The sequence below is a fragment of the Arthrobacter sp. UNCCL28 genome (assembly GCF_900102805.1).
Taxonomy (GTDB): Bacteria; Actinomycetota; Actinomycetes; order Actinomycetales; family Micrococcaceae; genus Arthrobacter; species Arthrobacter nicotinovorans_A.
In genome coordinates, this window is record NZ_FMWE01000007.1 from 37,434 (window position 1) to 62,197 (window position 24,764).

Sequence of the window (24,764 nt, forward strand, 5' to 3'; positions counted from 1 at the left end):
GCCGTACGGCGACAGGAGCTTCTAGTGCGCACAGTCCGCGAGGCTGCACCCCTTGTACGTGAGCTGCGTGAAGAGCGAGCGTGGTCCCAGGCAGAATTGGCCCGTCGAGCCAGCGTCTCACGCACCTTTGTCATCGATCTTGAATCCGGTAAAGCGTCGGTGGAGACGTCGAAGTTCATGGACGTTTTCCAAGCCCTCGGTTTCGAGATCGCCATACGCGAGAGCGAAACGGGCGCGGTACGTTGGTGAATGCCCGCGCTCTTGATGTCTTTATGGATGGGACGCTCTGCGGCCGCGTTGAACAGTCGCCGTCGGGAAATCTGACATTCCGCTACGATCCGGAATACCAGGCCGTCCAGAACGCGACGCCGCTTTCGCTGTCCATGCCGCTGGCAGCCACTCTGCACAAGAAACGCAGTGTGCTCCCCTTTCTGCAAGGGCTCCTGCCCGACAGTGAAGGTGCCCTCCAGACTATCGCCCGACGGTTCAGGGTGTCCCCCTCGAACCCCTTCGCAATCCTTGAACATATCGGGGCCGACGTCGCGGGCGCGCTGCAATTCATGGCGCCCGGCACCGGTTCTTCAGATGGTGCCCTCTCCAGAACAACTGTGAAGCCGGTTTCGGACTCAGACGTGGCAGAGATGCTGGATCATGTTGTGACTGAATACAACGACGGAACGCCCTACGATGATTCGGCAGGACGTTTCAGCCTTGCCGGGGCGCAGCCGAAAATCGCGCTGCACCAGCTTTCGAACGGCTCTTGGGCGGTACCCCAAGACGCTACTCCCACGACGCACATCCTCAAACCGGCAGCTGGCACCTTCAGTCGCTTGGATGTTGTGGAGCAGATGACCATGAGGGCTGCAGCTTTTCTAGGGCTCGAAGTGGCCAACTCCGAACTCAGCCGCATCGGTGACTGGGACGTTTTTGTGACACGTCGCTATGACCGGCAGGAAGTGGACGGAACCTGGCGCCGCATCCATCAAGAAGACTTCTGCCAGGCGTTGAGTGTTTCTCCAGCCAGGAAGTACCAGCACCGTGACGGCGGGCCGGGGGCAAGCGATATGGCCGCCCTTGTCCGGTCACTTCCTTTTGAACCAGACCGCCGGGCAGCAGGAGAAGGACTATACCGGGCCCTCGTTTTCAACACAGTGGCGGGTTGTACCGACGCGCATGCGAAAAACTACTCCGTGCTCCTTAACGGCAGCAGGGCCCAGTTGTCCCCGCTCTACGACCTCGCCACCTACGCCCCGTATTGGGATGGGGAGTCGAACATCGACTTGGCCATGAGTGTGAAGGGCGAATACAGGCTTCAGAAAATCAGCAAGCAGATGCTGGCATCAACAAGCACACAATTCGGCGTCGACGCAGAAGCTGCCAGAGAAATAATTGAACACTATTGTGGGGGCATCGTAGAAGCATTCGAAGCTGCCAGTGAAGAGCTGAAATCCCAACTGGGATCCCTGCCGAAAATAGCCAATGACACCGTCGCAAAAATACGATTGCTGCCGTTGGTCGAGGCCACCAATCTGAAATGAAACTTAAACAGTCGCAGTCTCATGATTGACTACTTCCAGGACATCGGAACAACGGATCGGAGACGGCTGCATGGGGGCAGTTACCAGCAACTTTGGGTTCATGCTGGGCGAGTGGCCCGAGTTGGCCCAGCAAGCACGACGGGCCGAACAATTCGCCCGGGTGGATCCCCGCGCTTCCGTGTTCTACGCCCGCTACACCATCGAACGCATTGTCGAGTGGCTGTACCAAGTGGAGCCAGGGTTGGCGACCCCCTATAAGGATGACCTCAACGCCCTCCTGAACGAGCCCACCTTCAAGAACCTTGTGGGCGGTCCTATTGCCAACAAGCTCACCATCATTCGCAAGGCCGGCAACAACGCGGTCCACAACTCCGTCGGCCCAACCATTCAAGGTGCCGAACTCGTGCTTCGCGAGCTGCACCACGTTTGCTATTGGCTCGCGAGAAACTACGCCAAAACCGGTCACCAGCTGCCGCCGTCGCTGGTTTTCGATGCCGCGGCCCTGACACCAAAGCCGAAAACCGCGGTCCAGCAACAGTCGCCCGAGGAACTCCAGACACTCGAGAGCCAGCTCAAAGCGAAGAATGAGGCCCTTGCACAGGCAGCTGCCGACTCCGCGGACCTCAAGGCGCAGCTGGAAATTCTGCAAGCCGAAGTCGCCGAGGCGAAGAAGCAGAATCAGACGGTCCCCGACCACCACGACTATGACGAGGCCCTGACTCGCAGGCACCTCATCGATCTTGAGCTGAACGAGGCAGGCTGGCCGCTCAGCAACACAGAAGACCGCGAGTTCAAGGTAGACACAATGCCCACGGCAAGCGGCACGCTCAGCGGTGTCGGCTACGCGGACTACGTGTTGTGGGGCGCTGACGGACTGCCTCTCGCAGTGGTCGAAGCGAAGCGGACCACCAAGGATCCCCACGTAGGGAAGCAACAAGCCAAGCTGTACGCCGACTGCCTGGAACGTCGATACGGTCGGCGCCCCATCATCTACTACACCTCCGGTTACGAGACGTGGATTTGGGACGACACCATGTACCCGGAGCGCGCGCTGCAGGGTTTCCACACGCGCGATCAACTGCAACTGCTCGTCAACCGCAGGCAGAGCCGAAAGCCACTGGCTGAAGAGGCAATCGACAACTCAATCGTCGAACGCCCCTACCAGCACAACGCCATTCGGGCCGTCACGGAAGCCTACGAGAAGGACTTCGAACGCAAGGCGCTTGTAGTCATGGCGACCGGCACGGGCAAGACGCGTACCGTCGTCGCACTCGCAAAGCTCCTGCAGGAAGCCAACTGGGCCAAGCGCGTTCTGTTCCTGGCCGACCGCGTTGCCTTGGTCAAGCAAGCGGCCAATGCATTCAAGTCCCACCTGCCGGGCTCAAGCCCTGTCATCCTGGGCTCGGGCGAAGAGGCGGACAGCCGCATCCATCTGGCTACGTATCCGACCATGTTGAACCTCATCAACAGGACTGAGGGAAAACTGGGCCAGCGGACCTTTGGCATTGGCCACTATGACCTCATCATCGTCGACGAAGCCCACCGGTCGGTCTACCAGAAGTACCGGGCCATCTTCCAGTACTTTGATTCATTCCTCATCGGGCTGACGGCCACGCCACAATCAGAGGTAGACCGTAACACCTACAGCCTTTTCGGCATCGAGGACAACGTTCCCACGTTCGCCTATGAGCTCAGTGAGGCCATCGAGGCCGGATATCTCGTTCCGCCGCGGGTCGTGCCGGTTCCGCTGAAGTTTCCCGACCAAGGCATCTCGTACGAGGACCTTTCTGAAGCTGCCAAAGAAGAGTGGGACGAGCTCGAGTGGGATGAAGACGGCGAAATCCCGGATTCCGTGGACGCCACCGCGATCAACACCTGGCTCTTCAACGCAGACACAGTGGACAAGGCCTTGGAAGTCCTCATGACGCGTGGCCACAAGGTTGCCGGCGGGGACAGACTGGGTAAAACCATCATCTTCGCAAAGAACAACCGGCATGCCGAGTACATCGCCGAACGCTTCGACAAGAATTACCCGGCCTACAAAGGCCAGTTCGCTCGCGTGATCACATATCAAGTGAACTACGCCCAGAATCTCATTGACCAGTTTTCGACTACCGAGAGCGACCCACATATCGCCATCTCGGTGGACATGCTGGACACCGGCGTGGACGTGCCGGATGTCGTCAATCTGGTCTTCTTCAAAATGGTCAGGTCCAAGACCAAGTTCTGGCAGATGGTGGGACGCGGTACCCGTCTTCGCCCGGAACTGTACGGGCCGGGTGAGGACAAAAACGACTTCTTCATCTTCGACCTCTGCCGCAATGCCGAGTTTTTCAATGCAGGTATGCCCAGCAACGAGGGGTCCTTGGGCAAGTCACTCGCAGAGACCACTTTTGCGGCGCGCGTGCAGCTCCTGCGGACTTTCACCGACCTCCAATGGGATCCTCAAGCGCCTGTCGTTGCCGATCTCCGGCAAACCCTGAAGCACACAGTTGACCGGCTTCCGCTCGACAACTTCCTCGTTAAGCCGGCTCGCAAATGGGTGGACCGGTTCACCGAGGAAGCTACGTGGAAATCCTTGGCTGCGGAGGACTACCAAGCTTTGCAAACAGAGATCGCCAGGCTCGCTTCCATCGGTGCGCCCACTGACACGGAAGAGGCCAAGCGCTTCGACTACCTCATGCTCCAAACAGAGTTGGCATCGCTGCAAGGATCGGCGGTCGGACCGTTCCGGATAAAGATCCAGGCAATCGCGTCCGCACTGCAGGACCAACAGAGCATCCCGGCCATCGCCGCCCAATTGCCATTGTTGGATACCATCCTCCACGACGAGGAATGGGAATCCGTTTCATTGGAATGGCTGGAAGACATCCGACGCCGGCTACGGGGCTTGGTCCATCTCATCGAGAAGCGGAAACGCAAGGTGGTCTACACGAATTTCCAGGACGAGCTCGGCGTGCTTGAAGAAGTCGAACTGGTGGGGGCAACAAATGGCTTCGTGGACCTTCCTCGTTACAAAGAGAAGATGCGCTCGTACTTGGCGCAATACGAGGAGCACGCAACCATCCAACGGCTCCGACGTAACAAACAACTCACGGCCTTGGACCTGGCCGAGCTTGAACGCATTCTCCTCGAAAGCGGGCTGGGTTCACTCGAAGACTTGAACCGTGCCGCCAATGATGGGCTCGGTCTCTTTGTCCGTTCCTTGATTGGTTTGGACCGCGAAGCCGTCGAGGAAGCCTTGTCAGAGTTTGTGGCTGGTACTACGCTCACGGCCCAGCAGCTCAACTTCCTTAAGGTTCTGACCAATCACCTGATGGAAAATGGAAAGGTCAGCCCTAAAGCCTTGTTCCACTCCCCATATAACGAGCTGGCTCCGTCCGGCCCGGATGCGCTGTTCGGTGATGACAAGATCGGGCAGCTGGTCAGCATCCTCCGCTCCATAGAGAACCACGCAAAGGTGAGCTGAGCATGGAGCTGGCGCTGGATTTCATAGGCTCAGGAGGGGCACCGGCGGTTTCTGCATCCCAACCGAACACGATCCTTTCACTTACACTTGCCCACGTCTTGGCCGGTGTCGGTGCTGAGCAGGAACAGCCGGTTTCCCTCAGCGATGTCCACGTAATACGTCATTCTTTCAGGCCGAATGACGGGACGGCGCTTCGTGGGCCGGAGGACCTGACGCTGGACAAAGTGCTCAGGTACACCCGCGAACAGGACATCTCTCCACGTCGTTTTCCGGCCGATCCTCCCCGCTTCTGGGTCATCTTCATAGCGGATGGGAAAAACCGCTCAAGGCTTTGGGGAACTTTTGAAAACCACGGGGAGGTCGCTGGTGAGCGTACGGCGTCATGCCGATACTTCGAGCTCACGGTGAGTGACTTCCTGTCTCCGCTCCGGGATCGCCTCGTCATCGACTGGGACAATCCGCGCAGTTGGCACCGCAGCGGCAGTTCGGCCAGCACTGCCCGAATGCAGGTGGTGGAGATAGCAGACCGTGACAAAGTTCCTTTCCCAGGCTTTGACGGCGTCCTGCTGAGTTACCACCTCCTGCAGGAAATGGTGGAGGACCGGCGCTACGCGGACTGGCAGGCCGCGCTTTCTGAAGTTCAGGGCATCTACTTGATCACTGATTCGAGTAACGGCAAACAGTACGTCGGCAAGGCAGATGGTTCAGAGCGAATTTTGGGTCGTTGGCAGACATATGCCCGTGACGGCCACGGTGGCAATGTGGCACTCAGGGAACTCGCCTACGAAAGTGTCGGCGCCGGGAACCAGAGCGTGCGAACGGACCATGCACGTCATTTTGTTTTCAGTCTTCTCCGGGTCTTCGGACCGAGTACTCCCTCATTCGAGGTCAATGCTGCGGAATCCCACTACAAAGCTGCCCTCATGACCCGGAAATTCGGCCTCAACAGGAACTAGCACCGCTGCACGGGAACGTTCAAACCCTGAAGCAAGCCTTTCAGCGTTGACAGCCCCTTGTGACCCGTGCCATATTCGAAGCGTGAACCTGTCAGACAGCCGGACAGCCGGACAGCAAGATCCCCAGGGTGGGCATATGCCCATCTCGCGCATTTCCGCAGCGGAAGCGGTCTTCGCGGCACTCCGGCGAGCCATCGAGGGCGGGCAGTTCGATATCGGCACCAAGCTGAGCTCGGAAGCTACGCTCGCGGGCCAGTACGGCGTGAGCCGCTCGGTCATCCGGGAAGCACTGCGATCCTGCAACACCTTGGGCCTCACAGTGACCAAAACGGGCAAGGGCACGTTCATTGTGGCCAACAAGGTTGCTAATGACCTTACCTTGGGTCAGTACAGTGCACGCGACCTCAACGAAGCACGTCCCCATATCGAAATCCCCGCAGCCGGGCTCGCCGCGCAAAGAAGGACGGACGAGGAACTTGAGCACCTCAAGGACATCGTTCAGGAAATGCTCAACGAGACCGATCCCGAAGCCTGGGTGAACCTGGACGCGAGCTTCCACTCCGCAGTGGCCCGCGCCAGCGGAAACCGGGTATTCGCCAGCGTCGTTTCGGACATCCGCGAGGCCCTGGCGCACCAGTCCGAAACCCTTAACCTCGTCGCTGACCGGCAACACCGCTCCGACGAAGAACACGTGGCCGTACTCAACGCGATCGAGGCCGGCGACTCCGAAGCCGCAAGCAATGCGATGGCCGCCCACCTGCAGGCCGTCAGCGTTGCACTGGACAGGATCCTCAGCAAATGACCCACTCAAAGGACACCATGCCCGCCCCCGCAACAACCGCCAGCCAGCCGGAACTGGCGGCAAAGACGCCCCACCACGTCCCCCTCGTCGAACTGACCCGCGACGGCCTGGTGGAGAGCATCCACTACGGATCGCTGATCGCGCTCACCGCAGATAACAGCACGGCGCTTGAAGCCGGCGAACCGGACGCCCCGATGTACCCGCGGTCGAGCCTGAAGCCGTTGCAGGCTGTAGCCCTGCTCAAGGCCGGCCTGGATATCCCGCAAAATCTCCTGGCACTCACCGCGGCCAGCCACTCCGGCGCGCAGATGCACCGCAGCGGCGCTGAGGAAATCCTGAAGCTGCATGGCCTCAACGAATCAAACCTGGGCAACAGCACGGACCTCCCTTACGGCGTGGCTGAACGCGAAGAATGGCTCCGCGCCGGCAACGGCCCCACGCAGATTGCGCAGAATTGCTCCGGCAAGCACGCTTCCATGACGGCCGTCTGCGTCATCAACGGCTGGCCTGTGGAGGGATACTTGCACCCCGAGCACCCGTTGCAGGTCCTGGTGCGGGAAACCATCACGGAACTTACCGGTGAGGAAGCCGCTGCGGTCAGCACGGACGGCTGCGGGACACCGCTCTTCGCTCACTCCCTGCATGGCATGGCCCGCGCCTATGGCCGCATCGCCGCCGCGGACGAAAACACCAACGAAGGCAAGGTTGCCCACGCCATGCGCCGCTTCCCGGAGATGGTGGCCGGCGAGGGCCGCGACGTCACCGCCCTCATGCGCGCCGTTCCCGGCCTGCTCGCGAAGGACGGCTTTGAAGGCCTCCAGCTGGTGGGCCTCCCGGACGGCACCGGTGTGGCCGTCAAGATTTCCGACGGCGGCGATCGCGCCCGCATGCCCGTCACCGTTGAGGTCCTTCGCCGGTTGGGCGTCGACGGCGGCAGCTTGGACACGCTTCAGAGCCCACCTGTGCTGGGCGGCGGCCTTCCGGTCGGCGAGATCCGCGCAGCCCACATTTTCAGCAACTAAACCAAGGACAGCTATGACCACCGTCGATCAGGCGATCCCCCTCCGTTCCGAACACGACCTTCTGGGCGACCGCGATGTACCTGCGGATGCCTACTGGGGCGTCCATACCCTCCGTGCCATTGAGAACTTCCCCATCACAGGGCAGCCTCTCTCCACCAACAAGCACCTGGTCAGGGGCCTGGCCGCGGTGAAGCAGGCTGCGGCCCGCACCAACCATGAGCTTGGCCTGCTTGACGCCGAAAAGGCGGATGCCATTGTGCAGGCTTGCCAGGACGTCATGGACGGCATGCTCCACGAGCAGTTCATGGTGGATGTCATCCAGGGCGGCGCGGGAACCAGTTCCAACATGAACGCCAACGAGGTCATCGCCAACCGCGCCCTGGAGATCCTTGGCCACCCCAAGGGCGATTACTCCAAGTTGCACCCCAATGACCACGTGAACCTGAGCCAGTCCACCAACGACGTCTACCCGACCGCCGTCAATCTCGCCACGATCTTCTCCGTAAAGGAACTCCTTGAAGCCCTCGAGGAACTCGAGCTGGCCTTTGCCGAGAAGGGCCGGGAGTTCCGGACCGTCGTGAAGATGGGACGCACCCAGCTCCAGGACGCTGTTCCGATGACCTTGGGCCAGGAGTTCGGCGGCTACGCCGTGACCATTGGCGAGGACCGGGCACGCCTGGACGAGTCCCACATGCTGATCCACGAGATCAACCTCGGCGCGACAGCCATCGGCACGGGACTGAATGCCCCGGCCGGATACGCCGAAGCCGCCTGCCGCCATTTGGCAGAGATCACCGGCCTTCCCTTGCTCACTGCCGCGGACCTCATTGAGGCCACCCAGGATGTTGGCGCCTTCGTGCACCTGTCCGGCGTCCTGAAGCGCGTGGCAGTGAAGCTTTCCAAGATTTGCAACGACCTCCGCCTGCTGTCCTCCGGACCGCGTGCGGGTTTGGGCGAGATCAACCTTCCGGCCGTTCAGTCCGGTTCGTCGATCATGCCCGGAAAGATCAATCCGGTGATCCCGGAAGTGGTCAGCCAGGTGGCCTACGAAGTCATCGGCAACGATGTCACCGTCACCATGGCCGCGGAGGCGGGCCAGCTTCAGCTGAACGCCTTCGAACCGATCATTGTGCACAGCCTGCACAAGAGCATCTCCCACCTGGAAGCAGCGTGCCGCACCCTTACGGCACGCTGCGTCCGGGGCATTACCGCAAACACCGAACGGCTACGGCTTACCGTGGAGCAGTCGATCGGTCTTGTCACGGCATTGAACCCCCATATCGGTTACGCCTCCGCCACCGCTATCGCCCAGGAGGCGCTGGCAACAGGCAAGGGTGTGGCAGAACTCGTGCTGGAACATGGTCTCTTGACCGCCGCCCAGCTTGAGGAACTGCTCAGCCCTGAACGTCTGGCAAATCTGAGCAAATAGGCCGAAACTGGCCAGTAAGCCAACGGCTACAGTCAGCCGTTCCGCCCGATGAGGCATACCCCCACGAGGCGCTGTTCCGTGTGCCCGGATCCCCCGAGCCGGACACGCCAAGGACACCCCCCAACAGGACACTCCTAAGGATTCCAATGACCAACCCCATCACGGACCACACGGTCCCGGCCCAGTCGCACGCCAGCGAGAAAGCCCTCCACAAAGAGGACTCCGGCTACCACAAGGACCTCAAGCCCCGCCAGATCCAGATGATCGCGATCGGCGGCGCAATCGGTACCGGCCTGTTCCTGGGCGCCGGTGGCCGGCTGAACGCGGCCGGTCCGTCGCTCGTCATCGCCTACGCCGTCTGTGGCTTCTTCGCTTTCCTGATCCTCCGCGCACTGGGCGAACTGGTGCTGCACCGCCCCTCGTCGGGATCGTTCGTCTCCTACGCCCGTGAGTTCTACGGCGAGAAGGCTGCCTTCATTTCCGGCTGGTTCTACTGGATCAACTGGGCCACCACCACCATTGTCGATATCACCGCAGTGGCCCTGTACATGAACTTCTTCGGCAAGTACATCGCTTGGATGGGCGCCGTTCCGCAGTGGGCCTGGGCGCTCATTGCCCTGGTAGTGGTCCTCTGCCTGAACCTGGTTTCCGTGAAGGTCTTCGGCGAAATGGAGTTCTGGTTTGCTTTGATCAAGGTGGCCGCACTGGTGGCGTTCCTCCTTGTGGGCACCTACTTCGTCATCTTCGGCACCCCGGTGGAAGGCCAGGAAGTCGGCTTCAGCCTCATCTCCGATAACGGCGGCATCTTCCCGAACGGCATCCTGCCCATGATCATCCTGATGCAGGGCGTGCTCTTCGCTTACGCCTCGATCGAGCTCGTGGGTACCGCTGCCGGTGAAACCGCCAACCCGGAAAAGATCATGCCCAAGGCCATCAACTCCGTGGTCTTCCGCATCGCCGTCTTCTACGTTGGCTCGGTCATCCTGCTGGCACTGCTGCTCCCCTACACCTCTTACGAGAAGGGCGTCAGCCCGTTCGTGACGTTCTTCGGTTCCATTGGCGTGGAGGGCGTGGATGTGATCATGAACCTCGTGGTGCTGACCGCAGCGTTGTCGTCACTGAACGCCGGCCTCTACTCCACCGGCCGTATCCTCCGCTCCATGTCCGTAGCCGGTTCTGCCCCCAAGTTCGCCCAGCGCATGAACAAGGCAGGTGTCCCTTACGGTGGCATCGCCATCACCGCCGGCGTTTCCCTGCTCGGTGTTCCGCTGAACTACCTGGTCCCGTCCGACGCCTTCGAAATCGTCCTCAACGTCGCATCCGTGGGCATCATCGTCACCTGGGCCACCATCGTCCTCTGCCAGATGCAGCTGAAGCGCTGGTCGGACAAGGGCTGGGTGAAACGCCCCTCCTTCCGGTTGTTCGGTGCTCCGTACACAGGTTGGCTGTCCTTGGTCTTCCTGCTCGGCGTGCTGATTATGGTGTTCATTGAATCCCCGCTGACCATGCTGGTCACCGCCATCGCCTGCGGGCTCATGGTCTGGGGTTGGTTCCTGTGCCGCAAGCAGATCCATGAGCTTGCAGCCACCCGCGACGGCTACACCGGCAGCGCGCCGGTCATCGCCAACCGCCCGCTTCCCGGCGGCGACAAGTAACAGCCGTACCAGACAGCGCACGACGGCGGCACCGCCGGTTCCGTAACAATCGGAACCCAGGTGCCGCCGTCGTGCGTTAACGACCCCAACCCAGTACCAGATGACGTAGTTCCCAGCGCTGAAAACCGCCTCAACTGCGGCTCAGGTGGGTGGGGTCGCGGCGGAGGCAGACATCGGATCATTCGTGGCTACTATTGGTCCATGGCTGTCACAGACGAGGCGATCAGCAAGATCAAAGACATGCTGATCCGCGGAGAACTCAAAGCCGGCGATCGTCTTCCGCCGGAGAAGGAACTGAGCGAGCGGCTCGGCCTGTCGCGGAGTTCCCTGCGCGAGGCGGTGAAGGCGCTCGAACTGATCCGCGTGCTGGACGTGCGCCGCGGCGACGGCACCTACGTGACAAGCCTCGACGCGAAGCTGCTCAATGAAGCCGTGGCATTCGTGGTGGACCTGCACCAGGACCGGTCCATCCTGGAACTCTTTGAGGTCCGACGAATCCTGGAACCGGCCACGGCACATTTGGCGGCGGGAAAAATCACCCCCGGCGAGCTCCTGGCCCTGCGAAGCACCATGGACGGCATCGACGAGAACACCGAAGTCGAGGAACTCGTCGCCCATGACCTGGAGTTCCACAGCATCATCACCGAAGCCGCCGGAAACGACTACCTCGGAAGCCTCCTGGAGGCCCTTTCCAGCAGCACGGTCCGGGCACGGATCTGGCGCGGGCTGACACAGGAAAAGGCCGTGGCGCATACACTGGCCGAGCACCACGCAATTGCGGACGCCTTGGAACGGGGAGATGCTGAGCTGGTCCGGGCACTGGTGACGGTACACATCAGCGGCGTGGAGAACTGGCTGCGGCAGGCCCTCTAACCATCGGCCAAAGGCGTTGCTGCCAAGCCGTAGGTTCGAATGGCAGTCCCTTCCAGCACGGCATCCTGCTCCGCCGGGCTCAGCGAAGACACCAGCTCCAGCAACACCTCCAGCGTCCTGCCATAAGGAGCCCCGAGGATGCTGACCGGCCAGTCGCAGCCGATCATCAAACGCTGGGGCCCGAAAACCTCCAACGCTGATTCGAAGAGCGGGCGCAACGCATCCGCCGTGTACTCAACGCCCGGCAAATGCAGCCCGGAAAGTTTGGCCACCGAATTCGGTTCCCGCCCCAGCGCCCGGAAATCGGCGCTCCAGGACTCCATAAGCCCAGGATCAGCCAGCGGCGGCTTCCCCAAGTGATCCAGCACAACCGTCAATTCCGGCATCTCACGGGCCAGGCGAACCGCAGAACCCAGATGCCGTGGGAAGGCATCGGGAATGTCGAAGGTAAGCCCCCGCCGGGCCAGCAATGCCAGGGACTCCCGAACATTCGGAAGATCCAGGAAGTCGCTTCGGGGATCATCGTGGATCAGGTGCCGCACTCCCTTGAAAACCGGGTGGGCCGTGAAGCGGTGCAACTGCGCTGCGGCTTCGGAAGGCGCGTCCAGGCGGATCCAGCCCACCACGCCAAGAACCCAGGGATTCCGCGAGGCCACAGCCAACATACTCTCGGTGTCGGCAACGGTATCGTCGGCCTGGACCAGCACCGCTCCCCGGACCCCGGCTGCCTCCAACCTCTCACGCGCCTCGTCTTCGCCGAAACTCCGGAAGAGCGCACCGTGCTGCGGCCCCAGCCATCCATAGGGGCGCACTCCCCCGGTAACAAAGGTGTCCAGGGTCCACACGTGCAGGTGCGAGTCAATCACGCCCGGCGTTCCTCCAAGGCTGCCCAGAGCTCCCCGGGCACGGGCGCCTCCATGCGTGCTGCGTTGGTGGCCACCTGTTCAGGGGAGGTGGCACCGGCTGTCACGTTCACCACGGCGGGATGCCGCAGCGGAAACTGGAGGGCCGCCGTCGGAAGTTCCACACCGAAGTCGCGGCAGAGGGCCGCGAGCGCCCGCGCCCGCTCCAGCACCTCCGGCGGCGCCTGATCGTAGTTGTAGTGGGCGTCTTCGGGGACGTCGGGCCGGGCCAGGAGGCCGGAGTTGTAGGCGCCAACGCTGACGACGCCGGTGCTTCGCTCCAGGCAGCGGTCAAGCAGCGGAACGTCGGGCTGCTCAAGCAAGGTGTAGCGGCCTGCCAGCATCACGAGGTCCAGATCGGCAGCTTCGACGCATTCCAGGGCCGCTTCGGCGGAGTTGATGCCCACACCTATGGCCTTGACCAGCCCTTCGGCCCGCAGCTTTTCGAGCACAGGCAAGGCTTCGGAGATGCCGGCTTGGAGATCGTGGACATCGGGGTCGTGCAGGTAGGCGATGTCAACGTGGTCCAGGCCCAGCCGTTCCAGGGAGTCCTCGATGCTGCGCCGGATGCCGCCCTCGGAGAAGTCCCATACCCGTCGGCTGGTAGCCGGAACGTCGAAGCCCTCGGGGTCCTGGCCGCCGCCGGAGTCCGGTTCCAACACACGGCCCACTTTGGTGGAGATGACAAATTCATCCCGCGGCTTATCCCGGAGGACCGCGCCAAGCCTTTGTTCGGAAAGTCCCAGCCCATAGTGCGGCGCGGTGTCGAAGTAGCGGATGCCGGCATCCCATGCGGCGAGAACCGTGGCGAGCGCTTGCCCGTCCGGGATGGCCCGGTACAGGTTTCCTATGCCTGCTCCGCCGAAGCCAAGCCTGCCGAGGCTCAACGGCGGTGTGCGGGGGTCAAGTGAGTTCATGGCAGCTCCCATACCTTCTGGATACCCGCATCCTCCCCTGAGTAATCGTCCTGGACCTCCAAAAGTTCAGCCATCCGGGCCTGCCACGGCACGTTGGCGGGGTGCTCGGCGAGCGCATGCCGCATGGCTTGGTAGTTTTCTACATCCACCACATGGAAGAGATCGAGTCCGCTGCGCCAGATCCGCCAGTTCGTCACACCGGCTTCTTTGAGGGCCGCCACCAGCTCGGGCGGGATGTGCGCGTGTGCGTCGGCGTACTCCGCTTCAGTTCCCGGCTTGAGCTTGGTGTGAAGGGCAATGCTTTCAGCCATGGACGGCCTCTGCCCCACCGGCAGATGGCTTGAGGAACAGTTCCAGCACGGGCACGGCGACGTCGGGTTTTTGGACGGGCAGCTTGATGGTCAGCGTCCCGAGCGGCTGGCCGCCGGGTGTCATGTTCATGGCCTGCTGCGCGGGGTCCAGTTCCCGCAGGAACACCTCCGAGGCGTCATTGAGCAGCTGGGCATATTCCACCTTGCCGGCGAGGCCGGGCAGGTGGACGTATTCGAACGGCCAGGCAAAGAGGTGGACGTACAGCCTGTCGCCGCGCTGCGTGTAGCGGGTGTCCGTTGGCGCTGTGAAGGTCGAGGCACCGGCACCGTCGATGGCGCGCGAGTGCAGCTTCATCCATTCGCCAATGCCCTCCAGCGAATCCAGCGCCCTCGGGTCCAGGTTCCCCCTCCCAGTGGGGCCTACGTTGAGCAACAGGTTGCCGCCCTTGGAGACACCATCCACCAGCATGCGGATCAGCAGGTCAACGGGCTTGTAGTTCAGGTTGTCCCTGTCATAGCCCCAGCTGCCGTTCAACGTCTGGCAGGCCTCCCAGGTGACGGGTTCGCCGTCGACCATCATGGGGCCGGCGGGCTGGTACTGCTCGGGCGTGACGAGGTCTCCGGGGATTTCCAACCGGTCGTTGACCACAATGGTGGGTTGGAGTTCCCGCACCATGGCAAGCAGGGCCTCGGAGTCCCAGTCTTTCCGTCCTTTCCCACCCCAATATTCTTCGTGGTGTCCGCCTGTGTAGGAGAAGTCGAAGAACAGGTAGTCGATGGTGCCGTAGTTACTCAGGAGCTCGCGCACCTGGCCATGCAGGTACTCGCGGTAGCGGTCCATATCCCTGCCTGCATTCAAGCTTTCGACGTCGGCCGCGTTCCGTTGGGGATGCACCCCGTCCACAGTGAAGTCGGGGTGGTGCCAGTCGATGAGGGAGTGGTAGAAACCAACCTTGAGCCCTTCGTCCCGGAGTGCCTCCACATAAGGGGCGATCAAATCCCGGCCCGCGGGCGTATTGGTGGCTTTGTAGTCCGTCAGGGCGGAATCCCACAGGCAGAAGCCGTCGTGGTGCTTGGTGGTGAGGACCACGTATTTCATCCCGGCGTTACGTGCAGCCCGGGCCCATTCCCGGGGGTCGTAGAGGTCCGGATCAAAACGGCGGAAGTACTTGGCGTACTCCTCCACCGTTGTTTCCTCCTTGTTCATCACCCACTCGTGGCGTGCCGGCAGGGCATAGATGCCCCAATGCACGAACATGCCAAAGCGTGCCTCCTCGAACCAGGGTGCGTGCTGGATCAACGGGATTCCTTCCATACGGGGCCGTTCGGAAAGCTGTACGCGGCCAGTGTTTCACGGAGCATTTCGTTTCCGGCGCCAGGGCTCGACGGCGGCCAGTAGGCGCCGTCGTGGACGTCCACGGGTGTGAGGAAGTGTTCATGGAGGTGGTCCACGAACTCGATGGTCCTGCCTTCCTTGCTGCCGGACAGCGCAACGAAGTCGAACATCGACAGGTGCTGCACAGCCTCGCACAGTCCAACACCCCCGGCGTGCGGACACACCCTGACCCCGAATTTTGCGGCGAGCAGGAGGATGGCGATGTTCTCGTTGACTCCTGCTACGCGGGCGGCGTCGATCTGCAGGACCTGGAGGGACCCTGCCTGCAACATCTGCTTGAATACCACCCGGTTCTGGACGTGCTCTCCGGTGGCCACGGGAATCGGGGCTACCCCGCGGGCGATGGCGGCGTGGCCCAGGATGTCGTCCGGGCTGGTGGGCTCCTCGATCCAGGCAATGTCATAGGGGGCCAAGTGGGCCATCCAGTCGATGGCTTCCTGGACATCCCAGCGTTGGTTGGCGTCCACTGCGATCTTGATATCCGGGCCAACGGCTGCGCGGGCAGCCTTGACGCGGCGGACGTCGTCATCCAGGGAGGCCCCCACCTTCAACTTGATCTGGGTGAAACCGTCGGCCACAGCTTCCTTGGCCAGCCGCGTCAGTTTCGCGTCGCTGTATCCCAGCCAGCCCGGCGTCGTGGTGTACGCAGGGTAACCCTCGGCCCGAAGTGCCGCCTTCCGCGCTTCCCTTCCGGGTTCGGCGGCGCGAAGAATGTCCAGCGCTTCCCCTGGGGTGAGGGCGTCGGTGAGGTAGCGGAAGTCCACCAGTGCCACGAGCTCCTCCGGGCTCATTCCGGCGAGTAACTCCCAGAGGGGCAGCCCGGCACGTTTGGCCTTCAGATCCCAGAGGGCATTGACCACGGCGCCGATCGCCATGTGCATCACACCCTTCTCCGGCCCCAGCCAACGCAGCTGCGAATCGTGGGCCAGCAGCTTCCACGTGGCGCCCATGTCAGCGAGCAGATCCTCAACATCAGCGCCGAGGAGGTGATCCCGAAGGGCGTTGATTGCCGCCGTTTCGACCTCGTTGCCGCGTCCAATGGTGAACACGAAGCCGTGGCCCTCATGCCCGTCCTCTGCGTCCGTGCCAATGATCAGATAGGCCGCGGAGTAATCAGGGTCCGGATTCATGGCGTCAGAGCCGTCCAGCTCAAGGGATGTGGGGAAGCGGATATCGAACGTATCCACGGCGGTAATGGTGCTCATGCGGCTCCTGAAAGTGCGTCACGATTCTTCACCGAGCCTAAACATCCGATGTCTCCCTTGTCAATGGGTCACATTTCCGTATTATGGGGGAAAACACCACACTAGAGCTCGGATGTTAGTCCCGAACACGGAGGAAGCCATGACCTTGAAATTCGCCAGGCTGGGCACGGCCGGAAACGAACAACCGGCCGTCATCGCCCAGGACGCCCAGGGTGCTGAAAAGTACTTCAGCCTCACGCCTTTGACGCAGGACATCGACGGCGCTTTCCTCGCCTCGGACGGTATCGAGCGCACCCGCCAAGCCCTTGAAAACGGCGATCTTCCCGAAATCTCCCCCGGGGGCCTGCGCGTCGGTGCCCCGGTTGCCCGCCCGGGCGCAGTGGTGGCCGTCGGCCTGAACTACACCGCCCACGCCGCCGAATCCGGCGCGACGCCACCCGAGGTTCCCGTGGTCTTCCTCAAGCCCACCAACACCATCGCCGGACCTTTCGACGCCGCGCCCATCCCGCCGTCGTCGGAAAAGTACGACTGGGAAGTGGAATTGGCGATCGTGATCGGCCGGGAAGCGTCATACCTTTCCTCCGCCGAAGAAGCCCGAGGCTGCATCGCCGGCTACGCAGTGGCCAACGACCTCTCCGAGCGCGAATACCAAATCCCCGGAGCCGCGGGACAGTGGACCAAGGGAAAATCCCTCCCCGGATCCACTCCCCTTGGCCCGTGGCTGGTTCCGGCCTCTGACATCGATGCCGGCAACCTGCGCCTCCAGACCTTGGTCAACGGTGCGCCGCGCCAGGATTCCAGTACCTCGGACATGATTTTCGACCCCGCCACGATCGTTCATCACCTCAGCCAGTACATGGTCCTGGAACCCGGCGACGTCATCATCACCGGCACGCCCGAAGGAGTGGCAATGTCCGGGCGGTTCCCCTTCATCCAGCCTGGTGACGTGGTGGAACTGGAAATTGACGGCTTGGGACGCCAGCGCCAGGAGTACTTCCGGGCCACAACGCGAACGGCAGTCCAGGGCGGCGCTGCCGAGGCCGCTTCCTTCGCCGGAACCAACGCCTAGGTACATGGACGTGGGCAACGAATTTGAGGGCCTCGCAGCCTTGGTAACCGGCGGTGACTCCGGAATCGGGGCGGCCATCGCGGACCGCCTCGCATCCGGCGGTGCGAAGGTGGCCGTCCTGGACCTCGCACCGGAAACCAGCCCCCACTTGGCTGTCCAGTGCGACGTGGCCGATGACGCGTCGGTGCGCGCCGCCGTCGAAACTGCCGTTAAGCATTTCGGCCGTCTGGACATCGTGGTCAACAACGCCGGCGTCGGCGCCCAAGGTGACATCGCTGCGAACGACGACGCCGAGTGGCTGCGTGTCCTCAACGTCAACGTAGTGGGAATCGCCCGGGTCAGCCGCGCCGCGTTGCCCTACCTGCGTGAGTCGCCGGCAGCCGCGATCGTGAACACCTGCTCCATTGCGGCAACGGCGGGATTGCCGCAGCGTGCGCTGTACTCAGCGTCGAAAGGTGCGGTGCTGTCCCTGACGCTCGCAATGGCGGCCGACCACATCCGTGAAGGCATCCGAGTCAACTGCGTGAACCCCGGCACCGCGGACACGCCGTGGGTGGGACGGTTGTTGGACTCCGCTGCCGACCCTGCCGCCGAGCGCGCCGCCCTCAACGCCCGGCAGCCCCACGGCAGGCTGGTGGATGCCGCAGAGGTGGCCGGCGCCGTCGCGTACCTTGCCAGCCCTCTGTCCGGTTCGACCTCGGGAACCTCACTGGCGGTCGACGGCGGCATGCAGGGCCTGCGGCTGCGTCCCGTTCAGTAGGGCGCCGTTCAGTAGGACGTTTCGTAACGCAACGGACCCGCAACCTCCTGCAGCGGTGCTTCGCCTATGCTCACTCCTAGAGATCAACGGCGACTCACTTAGCAACCTCAGGAGCATCACCCATGAGCAACTGGCGCATCAGGGACTTCCATTCGTCCGACCTCGACGGCATCCTGCACCTCTGGGAGTCACTCAAAGCCGACGGCGTGGAACCGGTCTACGCGTTGTCCGAAGTCCTGGCGTCCTGCGAGAAGGACCATGCGGTGGTTGCGGTCCAGGGCGAGCAAGTGGTGGGTGCCGCCGTCGGACGGGCCGCACACGACCAAGGCTGGATCGTCTTCCTTGCCACGCTCACCGAGTTCCGGGGCCGCGGCATCGGCACCTCGCTGCTGTCCGCCGTCGAGAACCGCATGGCACCGCATGGCCTCAACAAACTCTCGGCACTCATGCCGGAGACCGAAACTCGCGTGGAAGCTTTCCTTGGCCGGGGTTTCGTGGTCAAGAAGAACCTGCGGTATTTCGAACGGACCATCCCCGTGCAGCGGCAGGAACTCGGAGCATTGGGGCTCTTGGGCGGGCGCATCCTTGCCCGCGATCTCTGGGAGAACGTGGCCGGCATGCGCCGCGAGAAGGAACTGCTGGAACGCCGGCTGGTCCTGCCCTTGGCCGAGGCCGACCTCGCCGACGAATATGGCGTGGTGCCCCCGCGCGCCGTGGTGCTGTTCGGGCCTCCGGGTACGGGAAAGACCACGTTTGCCAAGGCCATCGCGTCGCGGCTGGAGTGGCCGTTCGTGGAAGTGTTCCCGTCCCGCTTGGCCGCCGACCCCAAGGGACTCGCGGGCGCGCTGCGGGAGACCTTCCTGGAAATTGCCGAGCTGGAACATGCCGTGGTGTTCATCGACGAGGTGGAAGAAATTGCGTCCCAGCGCGCAGGAGATCCGCCGTCGCCGTTGCAGGGCGTCACCAACGAGCTCCTCAAGATCATCCCTGCGTTCCGCGAACAACCGGGCCGGCTCCTGGTCTGTGCCACCAACTTCATCCGCGCCCTGGACACCGCGTTCCTGCGCCACGGCAGGTTCGACTACGTCATCCCCATCGGCCTCCCTGACGTCCACGCCCGTGAAGCCATGTGGCAACGGTTCATCCCCGCAACGGTGGTGGACTCGGTGGACATCGCCCAGTTGGTGGAACGGACCGAGGGCTTCTCTCCCGCGGACATCGAGTTCGCGGCCCGCAGCGCCTCCCAGCGGGCGCTGGAAAAAGCCGTGTACGACGACGGTGCTGCTTCGAGCGGTTCGGCCGGGGCTGGGGTTGGGTCCGGGGCAGGGGTTGGGGTTGGGTCCGGCACGCGTAAGGGGCCCGTGACGCAGGACTACCTCGACGCGATTGCCGATACCCGGACCACTGTCAGCGCCGAAGTGCACCAAAACTTCCTCGAAGACATCGACGTCTTGGGGCGCGTTTAGATTCCCTTTGATCGAATTCGCGGGAACGCTGCGGGGCCGCTGGAAGCTTCCCAGTGATCTCGACGCATCGGGGCGCGTCTAGTTTCCCTTTGATCGAATTCGCGGGAACGCTGCGGGGCCGCTGGAAACTTGCCGGTGATCTCGACGCATTTCAGCGATCTCGGCGTAGAAGCAGGGGCAGCGGTAATCTTTGAGCCATGTCCTCGAATCCCCTTCGCCATGCCCTGTCCCGCATGGGCGGCCGTGATCCCCATGAAAAGCACCGCACAGCAACCCCGCTGGAGCTTTTCTTCGACCTGACCTTCGTCATCGCTTTCGGTGTTGCCGGGAACCAGTTCGCCCATGCGGTGGCGGAGGCACACTTCTGGCCGGGGCTCCTGGCCTTCTCCTTCGCCATGTTTGCGGTGATCTGGGCGTGGATCAACTTCACCTGGTTTGCCAGCGCCTACGACACCGATGACTGGGTGTTCCGCGTGGTCACTATGGTGCAGATGGTGGGCGTCCTCATTCTGGCCATGGGCATCGAGCCGGTGTTCCACTCCATTATCGAAGGCCAGCACGTGGACAACGTCACCATGGTGCTCGGCTACATCGTCATGCGGGTGGCATTGATCTTCCAATGGTTGCGGGCTGCGCGCCAGGACCCCGAACGCCGGGAAACCTGCCTGCGCTACGCGAAGTACGTGGCGATCGTCCAAATCGGGTGGGTTGCTGTTCTTGTGGTCGATGCGAACGTCCTGACCAACTTCCTGATGGCAGCTCCGCTGTTCATCCTGGAAATGGCAGCCCCCTACTTTGCAGAACGGAAGATCCGGACGCCTTGGCATGCACACCACATCGCTGAAAGGTACGGCCTGCTCGCCATCATCGCCCTCGGCGAATGCCTGATCGGCGCCATCGAAACCCTGCGGGCGATTGTGGCAACCCATCAGTGGTCCATGGATGCGGCCCTGGTTGGACTCAGCGGCACCGGACTGGCCTTCGCCATGTGGTGGATCTATTTCATCCTGCCGGCTGGTCCCGCCCTGCACGTCCAGCGGCACCGCTCATGGGTTTTCGGCTACGGGCACATGCCGATCTTCGCTGCCATTGCCGCCACCGGCGCAGGACTGCATGTTGCGGCGTACTTCATTGATCATGAAACCCACATTCCTGCGGCCGCTGCCGTGGCGTCCATTGCCATCCCGGTCATTCTCTTTAAAGCCTCGTTGACCACTCTTTACAGCATCATGCTCGGCCGCGACCGGGAACAGCTTTGGGGCACCGCCCTGGTGCTCGTGGGCTTGGCCGCAAGCGTTGCCATGGCTGCAGCAGGAGCTTCCGTGCCGATCTGCATGCTGGAGATGATGGTGGTCCTTGGCCTGTCGATCGCGTACGACGAACGACGCGGGCACAAAGGCCGGGCAGCGGCACTCCGTCGGCTGGAAACTGCTGCCGGGTGAGGTTTGCCCTGCGTTGCGAGGCCCACTAAGCACCCAAAACCCCGCGCAAACCATGCACAACGGGCCCCACAACCCACCACCCCTGCGTTGCGAGGCCCACTAACCACCCAAAACCCCGCGCAAACCATGCAGAACAGGCCCCACAACCCACCACCCCTGCGTTGCGAGGCCCACTAACCACCCTTAGCCCCGCGCAAACCATGCAGAACGGGCCCCACAACCCAGGGTGCGGGCTACTCGGGGGCGATCTCGTCCAATTCGCGGAGCAGGTGAGGGTTGATCCGTTCCAAGATCATCCGGACTTCTTCGCGGGGAACGGCCGTGTACAACACAGGGCGGGCATCGGCGTAGCGGGTTACCGGCGGTTTGTCCGGCCACTTCTCCGCAAGTGCCTTGACCCTCTCCGGCAGGGAATTGTGGGCATTGTCCGCGATTTTCACCAACGTGGCGTCGTGGTCCTCCGCGACGTAACGGATACCGGCGTCGTAATCATCCGGGTCGTCATGGAAGCGCCGGGTGACGCGTTCAATGATGTCCACAGCCCGCTGGGACACGCCCATGTCCAGCAGTGCCTGCCGGGTGATGGGGGTGTCCTCGGCAATATCGTGGAGGTAGCCGGCGATCTGGATGTCGTCGTCAAAGTCGGCCAGGGCATCGCCCACTGCCAGCACATGCTCGCGGTACGGGCGCTTGAGCTTGTCCTTTTGCCGGTTGTGGGCCACCTCCGCCAGGACCTGGGCTGTTTCTACGGTGAAGCGTGGTTCGGTCATGCTGGCCTCCGGCTTGAAGAGGGACCGACGGGGATCGGTCCTCCCTTCAGGCTATCCGGTGTGACGGAGACGTACGTGCCAAGTGCCCCGGACTACCAGTCCTGTACGGCGCGGGCGGCGATGGCGACGGTCACAGCCCTCGGCATACGCTGGGCGAACCCGGCGGTCACCCTGTTGACCCAGCCCGAGACCACGCTGCCTGGCGTGTCCTTGCGATCGAGTGCCTTGAGCGCAGTGCCGACCACCTGCTCAGGGGTCTGCATCTTGCCAACTGCCGCGGATTCACCACCGAGGACCTCGAAGAACTCAGTACGTGTCGCACCGGGGCAAAGGGCCAGGACACTGAGTCCGGAGTTCTTGGTTTCGTGGGCGACGGCCTCAGTGAAGCTCAGGACGAAGGCCTTGGTGGCGCCGTAAACGGCCATGCCTGGAATGGGTTGGAAGGCTGCGGTGCTGGCGATGTTCACCAGAGCACCCTTCCCGGAGGCGAGCAGGCCTGGGAGGAAGGCCCGGGTGATGTCCACGAGGGCCGCCACGTTCAGGGAAATCTCGGACGCAATGACGTCCGGATCTTCCTCGGCCAGCGGGCCGTGGGTAGCGAAACCGGCATTGTTGATAAGGGTGTCCACAGTGATTCCGCGGCCGGAGAGTTCGCTCAAAAGCTCCCGGCCCACGCCTGCCCGGCCCAGGTCCAACGGGAGCACTGTCACGGTGACGCCGTGCCGCGAGCGCAGGTCCTGAGCCAACTCTTCCATACGGTCTGCGCGCCTGGCTACCAGGACAAGGTTGGAGCCCCGTGCGGCGAATTGTCCGGCGAACTCAGCGCCCAGTCCGGAGCTGGCGCCGGTGATGAGGGCAGTTGTGCCTGCGTAGGTCATGGTCATGGCGGATTCCCGTTTCGGTTGAGTCGGAGACTGATGTAGTCGCTGTCTACATGGTAGGCAGTGTCTACTTTGTTGTCAATGACTACATTGGCTTAGACTTGTGGCATGACTGACCAGCCCTACCACCATGGAAAACTCCGGGAAGCCCTCCTGGAACGCGCCATGGTCACCATCGAAGAAGCCGGCGTGGAGGGACTCTCGCTGCGGCAGCTGGCCAGGGACGTCAACGTCAGCCACGGTGCCCCGGCCAAGCACTTCCGCGATAAGCAAGCCCTCATCGACGCCGTGGCGCTGGCCGGTTTCGAGTCGATGAACAGCCTCATTCAGGACGCCGCCCGGTCCGGCGACGACCTCCGCAGCCGTTTCGTCAGTGTTGGGAAGTCCTACGTGGACTTCGCCGTTCAGCACCCTGCCCTGTTGACGGTCATGTACTCCACCAAGCACCACCCGGACTCCAGCGAGGAACTGCGGAACACCGGCGCTCAAGGCATACAGGTTGCCCAGGCACTGATCGCCGAGGCCCAGCAGGCCGGCGCCCTGGCTCCGGGCAACACGGAAACGCTGGCCATGGTGTGCTTCGTCAGCCTCCACGGCACAGCCCTCCTCGCGGCCGGCGGACATCTGGACGGCAACTCCGTGGAGGACGTGGTCATGGCTGCCACCGACACCCTCTGGGCAGGGATGGCCGCCGGCGTCCCTGCGGCGCAGCTCGATTAGGCAGCCCAACTCCCCCCAGCCCAACTCCCCCGAACCCTGCTAATCCACAGCTACGCCGGAAGCCCTGCGATGACTTCCCGTACCGCGGAGCTGAGCTGGAAGTTGCGGCACCCCACTCCCCCAGGCTCCGCCTGCTGCGGGACGTACCCAAAGCCGAGTTCATAAACAGGGTCCGCGAACCCCAAAGATGCGCTGGCGCCGTCGTGCCCGAACGCGCGGTAGCTGCCGAACGGCATCCGCGCATGGGACTTCATGAACACCGTTGCGAAGCAGCCTGCCTCACCAAAGACGCGGTCGATCCCGAAGACCTGTTCGGCGGACATAGTCCGGATGGTCTCTTCAGTCAGGAGGGGCACGGGATCCCCGGAGCCGGCCAAGCCCGTCAGCGCAGCAGCGTAAATCCTCGCCATGCCCTCGGCACTGGCCACGCCGGCGGCCGAACTCAGCCCGGCAGCCCGCACTTCCCGGATGTTCGGCAGATCCAGGATGTCACCCACCGCAGAATTGGCCGCCAACCCAAAATGGCTGGCTGGATCCACCCAGGGCCAGGAAGGATCGGCCGCCCAACGGAAGGGTGCGAAGCGGTCTTCTTCGGCCTCGGGCAGGCCCAGGAAAAAGTGGGCCCCGGTCACAGCCCGGATCCGCTGTTCAAAGACATCCTGAAGGGTTGAGCCGGTGATGCGGCGGCAGAGCTCTTCCATGAAGATCCCGATGGTCAGCGCGTGGTATCCGAACGCTGCGCCAGGTTTCCACAAGGGTGCCAGTCCGGCGAGCTTTTCCGCTGCGAGCTCGGAGTTATTGACCTCGTCCAGCGTCAGTCCCCCTTCGACTCCCAGCAGCCCTGCCTGATGCGAAAGGAGCTGGGCCACGGTGATCGACGCCTTGCCCTCTACTCCAAACTCCGGCCAATACTTGACCACCTCGGCGTCAAGATCCAGCTGGCCGTCCTGGACGAGCAGCGCCATCACCAGTCCGGCCATGCCTTTGGAACAGGAGAAAACACCCGTGACTGAGTCGGGGCGGATGTGGGGACCGCCGCTGAGGTCGAGTACTTTGACCCCGCGGTGGTATGCCGCCACCTGCGCCGAATAGTCCGCGTCCTGATCGAGGAATCGGCCGAAGAGCTCGGCAACGGGTTCAAATCCTGGGGCGATCACCTGTGCATGCATCCAGACAGCCTA

At 62.7% G+C, this 24,764-nt stretch carries 22 protein-coding genes; 14 read left to right on the top strand and 8 right to left on the bottom strand.

Translation table 11 applies throughout. The features are described 5' to 3' along the window. Positions 1–24: 24 nt before the first annotated feature. From BLQ01_RS17320 to BLQ01_RS17360, 9 genes are all read left to right on the top strand, one after another. On the top strand, positions 25–249 hold the full coding sequence (locus BLQ01_RS17320) for a helix-turn-helix domain-containing protein (RefSeq protein ID WP_091553112.1): 225 nt from the start codon (positions 25–27) through the stop codon (positions 247–249). Then, positions 246–1,538: a type II toxin-antitoxin system HipA family toxin gene (locus tag BLQ01_RS17325; protein WP_139183512.1), complete on the top strand. Its 1,293-nt coding sequence runs from the start codon at positions 246–248 to the stop codon at positions 1,536–1,538. Before BLQ01_RS17320 ends, BLQ01_RS17325 begins: the two co-directional genes overlap by 4 nt. A 70-nt stretch (positions 1,539–1,608) precedes the next feature. Next, positions 1,609–5,007, top strand: a complete 3,399-nt coding sequence (locus tag BLQ01_RS17330) for a DEAD/DEAH box helicase family protein (protein ID WP_091553117.1) — start codon at positions 1,609–1,611, stop codon at positions 5,005–5,007. A gap of 98 nt (positions 5,008–5,105) precedes the next feature. Beyond that, positions 5,106–5,963: a GIY-YIG nuclease family protein gene (locus tag BLQ01_RS17335; protein WP_091553400.1), complete on the top strand. Its 858-nt coding sequence runs from the start codon at positions 5,106–5,108 to the stop codon at positions 5,961–5,963. A gap of 82 nt (positions 5,964–6,045) precedes the next feature. Further along, entirely contained in the window at positions 6,046–6,765 is a 720-nt protein-coding gene (locus BLQ01_RS17340) for a FadR/GntR family transcriptional regulator (protein ID WP_091553119.1), read from the top strand. After that, positions 6,762–7,787 (top strand): asparaginase, encoded by a 1,026-nt coding sequence (locus tag BLQ01_RS17345; RefSeq protein ID WP_026542682.1) that lies wholly within the window; start codon positions 6,762–6,764, stop codon positions 7,785–7,787. The genes BLQ01_RS17340 and BLQ01_RS17345 overlap by 4 nt, the downstream gene beginning before the upstream one ends. A 13-nt stretch (positions 7,788–7,800) precedes the next feature. Beyond that, complete coding sequence (gene aspA, locus BLQ01_RS17350) at positions 7,801–9,216, top strand: aspartate ammonia-lyase (RefSeq protein WP_091553122.1); 1,416 nt, start codon at positions 7,801–7,803, stop codon at positions 9,214–9,216. Positions 9,217–9,362: 146 nt separating this feature from the next. Continuing rightward, on the top strand, positions 9,363–10,871 hold the full coding sequence (locus tag BLQ01_RS17355) for an amino acid permease (protein ID WP_026542680.1): 1,509 nt from the start codon (positions 9,363–9,365) through the stop codon (positions 10,869–10,871). A gap of 201 nt (positions 10,872–11,072) precedes the next feature. Beyond that, positions 11,073–11,744 carry a FadR/GntR family transcriptional regulator gene (locus tag BLQ01_RS17360; RefSeq protein WP_026542679.1) on the top strand — a complete coding sequence of 224 codons (672 nt, stop codon included), beginning with the start codon at positions 11,073–11,075 and terminating at the stop codon, positions 11,742–11,744. Here the strand turns inward: BLQ01_RS17360 and BLQ01_RS17365 are convergent. From BLQ01_RS17365 to BLQ01_RS17385, 5 genes are read right to left on the bottom strand one after another with little or no spacing between them, the layout of a single operon-like run. After that, complete coding sequence (locus tag BLQ01_RS17365) at positions 11,741–12,610, bottom strand: amidohydrolase family protein (RefSeq protein WP_091553123.1); 870 nt, start codon at positions 12,608–12,610, stop codon at positions 11,741–11,743. The two genes, BLQ01_RS17360 and BLQ01_RS17365, sit on opposite strands and share 4 nt — an antisense overlap. Beyond that, positions 12,607–13,575, bottom strand: a complete 969-nt coding sequence (locus BLQ01_RS17370; RefSeq protein WP_091553126.1) for an aldo/keto reductase — start codon at positions 13,573–13,575, stop codon at positions 12,607–12,609. The genes BLQ01_RS17365 and BLQ01_RS17370 overlap by 4 nt, the downstream gene beginning before the upstream one ends. Continuing rightward, positions 13,560–13,874, bottom strand: coding sequence for an L-rhamnose mutarotase (locus BLQ01_RS17375; RefSeq protein ID WP_091553128.1), 315 nt, complete (start codon positions 13,872–13,874; stop codon positions 13,560–13,562). The genes BLQ01_RS17370 and BLQ01_RS17375 overlap by 16 nt, the downstream gene beginning before the upstream one ends. Next, a complete protein-coding gene (locus tag BLQ01_RS17380; RefSeq protein WP_091553131.1) occupies positions 13,867–15,174 on the bottom strand; it encodes an alpha-L-fucosidase in 1,308 nt (435 codons plus the stop codon). Before BLQ01_RS17380 ends, BLQ01_RS17375 begins: the two co-directional genes overlap by 8 nt. Continuing rightward, positions 15,171–16,475, bottom strand: a complete 1,305-nt coding sequence (locus BLQ01_RS17385; protein ID WP_091553133.1) for an L-fuconate dehydratase — start codon at positions 16,473–16,475, stop codon at positions 15,171–15,173. Before BLQ01_RS17385 ends, BLQ01_RS17380 begins: the two co-directional genes overlap by 4 nt. A 139-nt stretch (positions 16,476–16,614) precedes the next feature. On the opposite strand from BLQ01_RS17385, the gene BLQ01_RS17390 reads away from it, so the two are divergent. The 4 genes from BLQ01_RS17390 (at position 16,615) to BLQ01_RS17405 (ending at position 21,212) form a co-directional block, all read left to right on the top strand. Further along, positions 16,615–17,544, top strand: coding sequence for a fumarylacetoacetate hydrolase family protein (locus BLQ01_RS17390; protein WP_254779517.1), 930 nt, complete (start codon positions 16,615–16,617; stop codon positions 17,542–17,544). Between the two features lie 4 nt (positions 17,545–17,548). Further along, complete coding sequence (locus tag BLQ01_RS17395) at positions 17,549–18,304, top strand: SDR family NAD(P)-dependent oxidoreductase (protein WP_091553136.1); 756 nt, start codon at positions 17,549–17,551, stop codon at positions 18,302–18,304. 122 nt (positions 18,305–18,426) lie between these two features. Beyond that, positions 18,427–19,770: an ATP-binding protein gene (locus BLQ01_RS17400; RefSeq protein ID WP_091553139.1), complete on the top strand. Its 1,344-nt coding sequence runs from the start codon at positions 18,427–18,429 to the stop codon at positions 19,768–19,770. 197 nt (positions 19,771–19,967) lie between these two features. Next, positions 19,968–21,212: a low temperature requirement protein A gene (locus BLQ01_RS17405; RefSeq protein WP_091553140.1), complete on the top strand. Its 1,245-nt coding sequence runs from the start codon at positions 19,968–19,970 to the stop codon at positions 21,210–21,212. Between the two features lie 233 nt (positions 21,213–21,445). Here the strand turns inward: BLQ01_RS17405 and BLQ01_RS17410 are convergent, their stop codons facing one another. Beyond that, the gene (locus BLQ01_RS17410; RefSeq protein WP_091553143.1) at positions 21,446–21,982 is read right to left on the bottom strand and encodes an HD domain-containing protein; all 537 of its coding nucleotides are present in this window, start codon (positions 21,980–21,982) and stop codon (positions 21,446–21,448) included. 92 nt (positions 21,983–22,074) lie between these two features. Next, the gene (locus BLQ01_RS17415; RefSeq protein ID WP_026542668.1) at positions 22,075–22,866 is read right to left on the bottom strand and encodes an SDR family NAD(P)-dependent oxidoreductase; all 792 of its coding nucleotides are present in this window, start codon (positions 22,864–22,866) and stop codon (positions 22,075–22,077) included. Between the two features lie 105 nt (positions 22,867–22,971). On the opposite strand from BLQ01_RS17415, the gene BLQ01_RS17420 reads away from it, so the two are divergent. After that, complete coding sequence (locus tag BLQ01_RS17420; RefSeq protein WP_026542667.1) at positions 22,972–23,583, top strand: TetR/AcrR family transcriptional regulator; 612 nt, start codon at positions 22,972–22,974, stop codon at positions 23,581–23,583. 50 nt (positions 23,584–23,633) lie between these two features. On the opposite strand, the gene BLQ01_RS17425 is transcribed toward BLQ01_RS17420, so the two are convergent. Further along, positions 23,634–24,752, bottom strand: a complete 1,119-nt coding sequence (locus BLQ01_RS17425; RefSeq protein ID WP_091553145.1) for a serine hydrolase domain-containing protein — start codon at positions 24,750–24,752, stop codon at positions 23,634–23,636. Between the last annotated feature and the right edge of the window lie 12 nt (positions 24,753–24,764).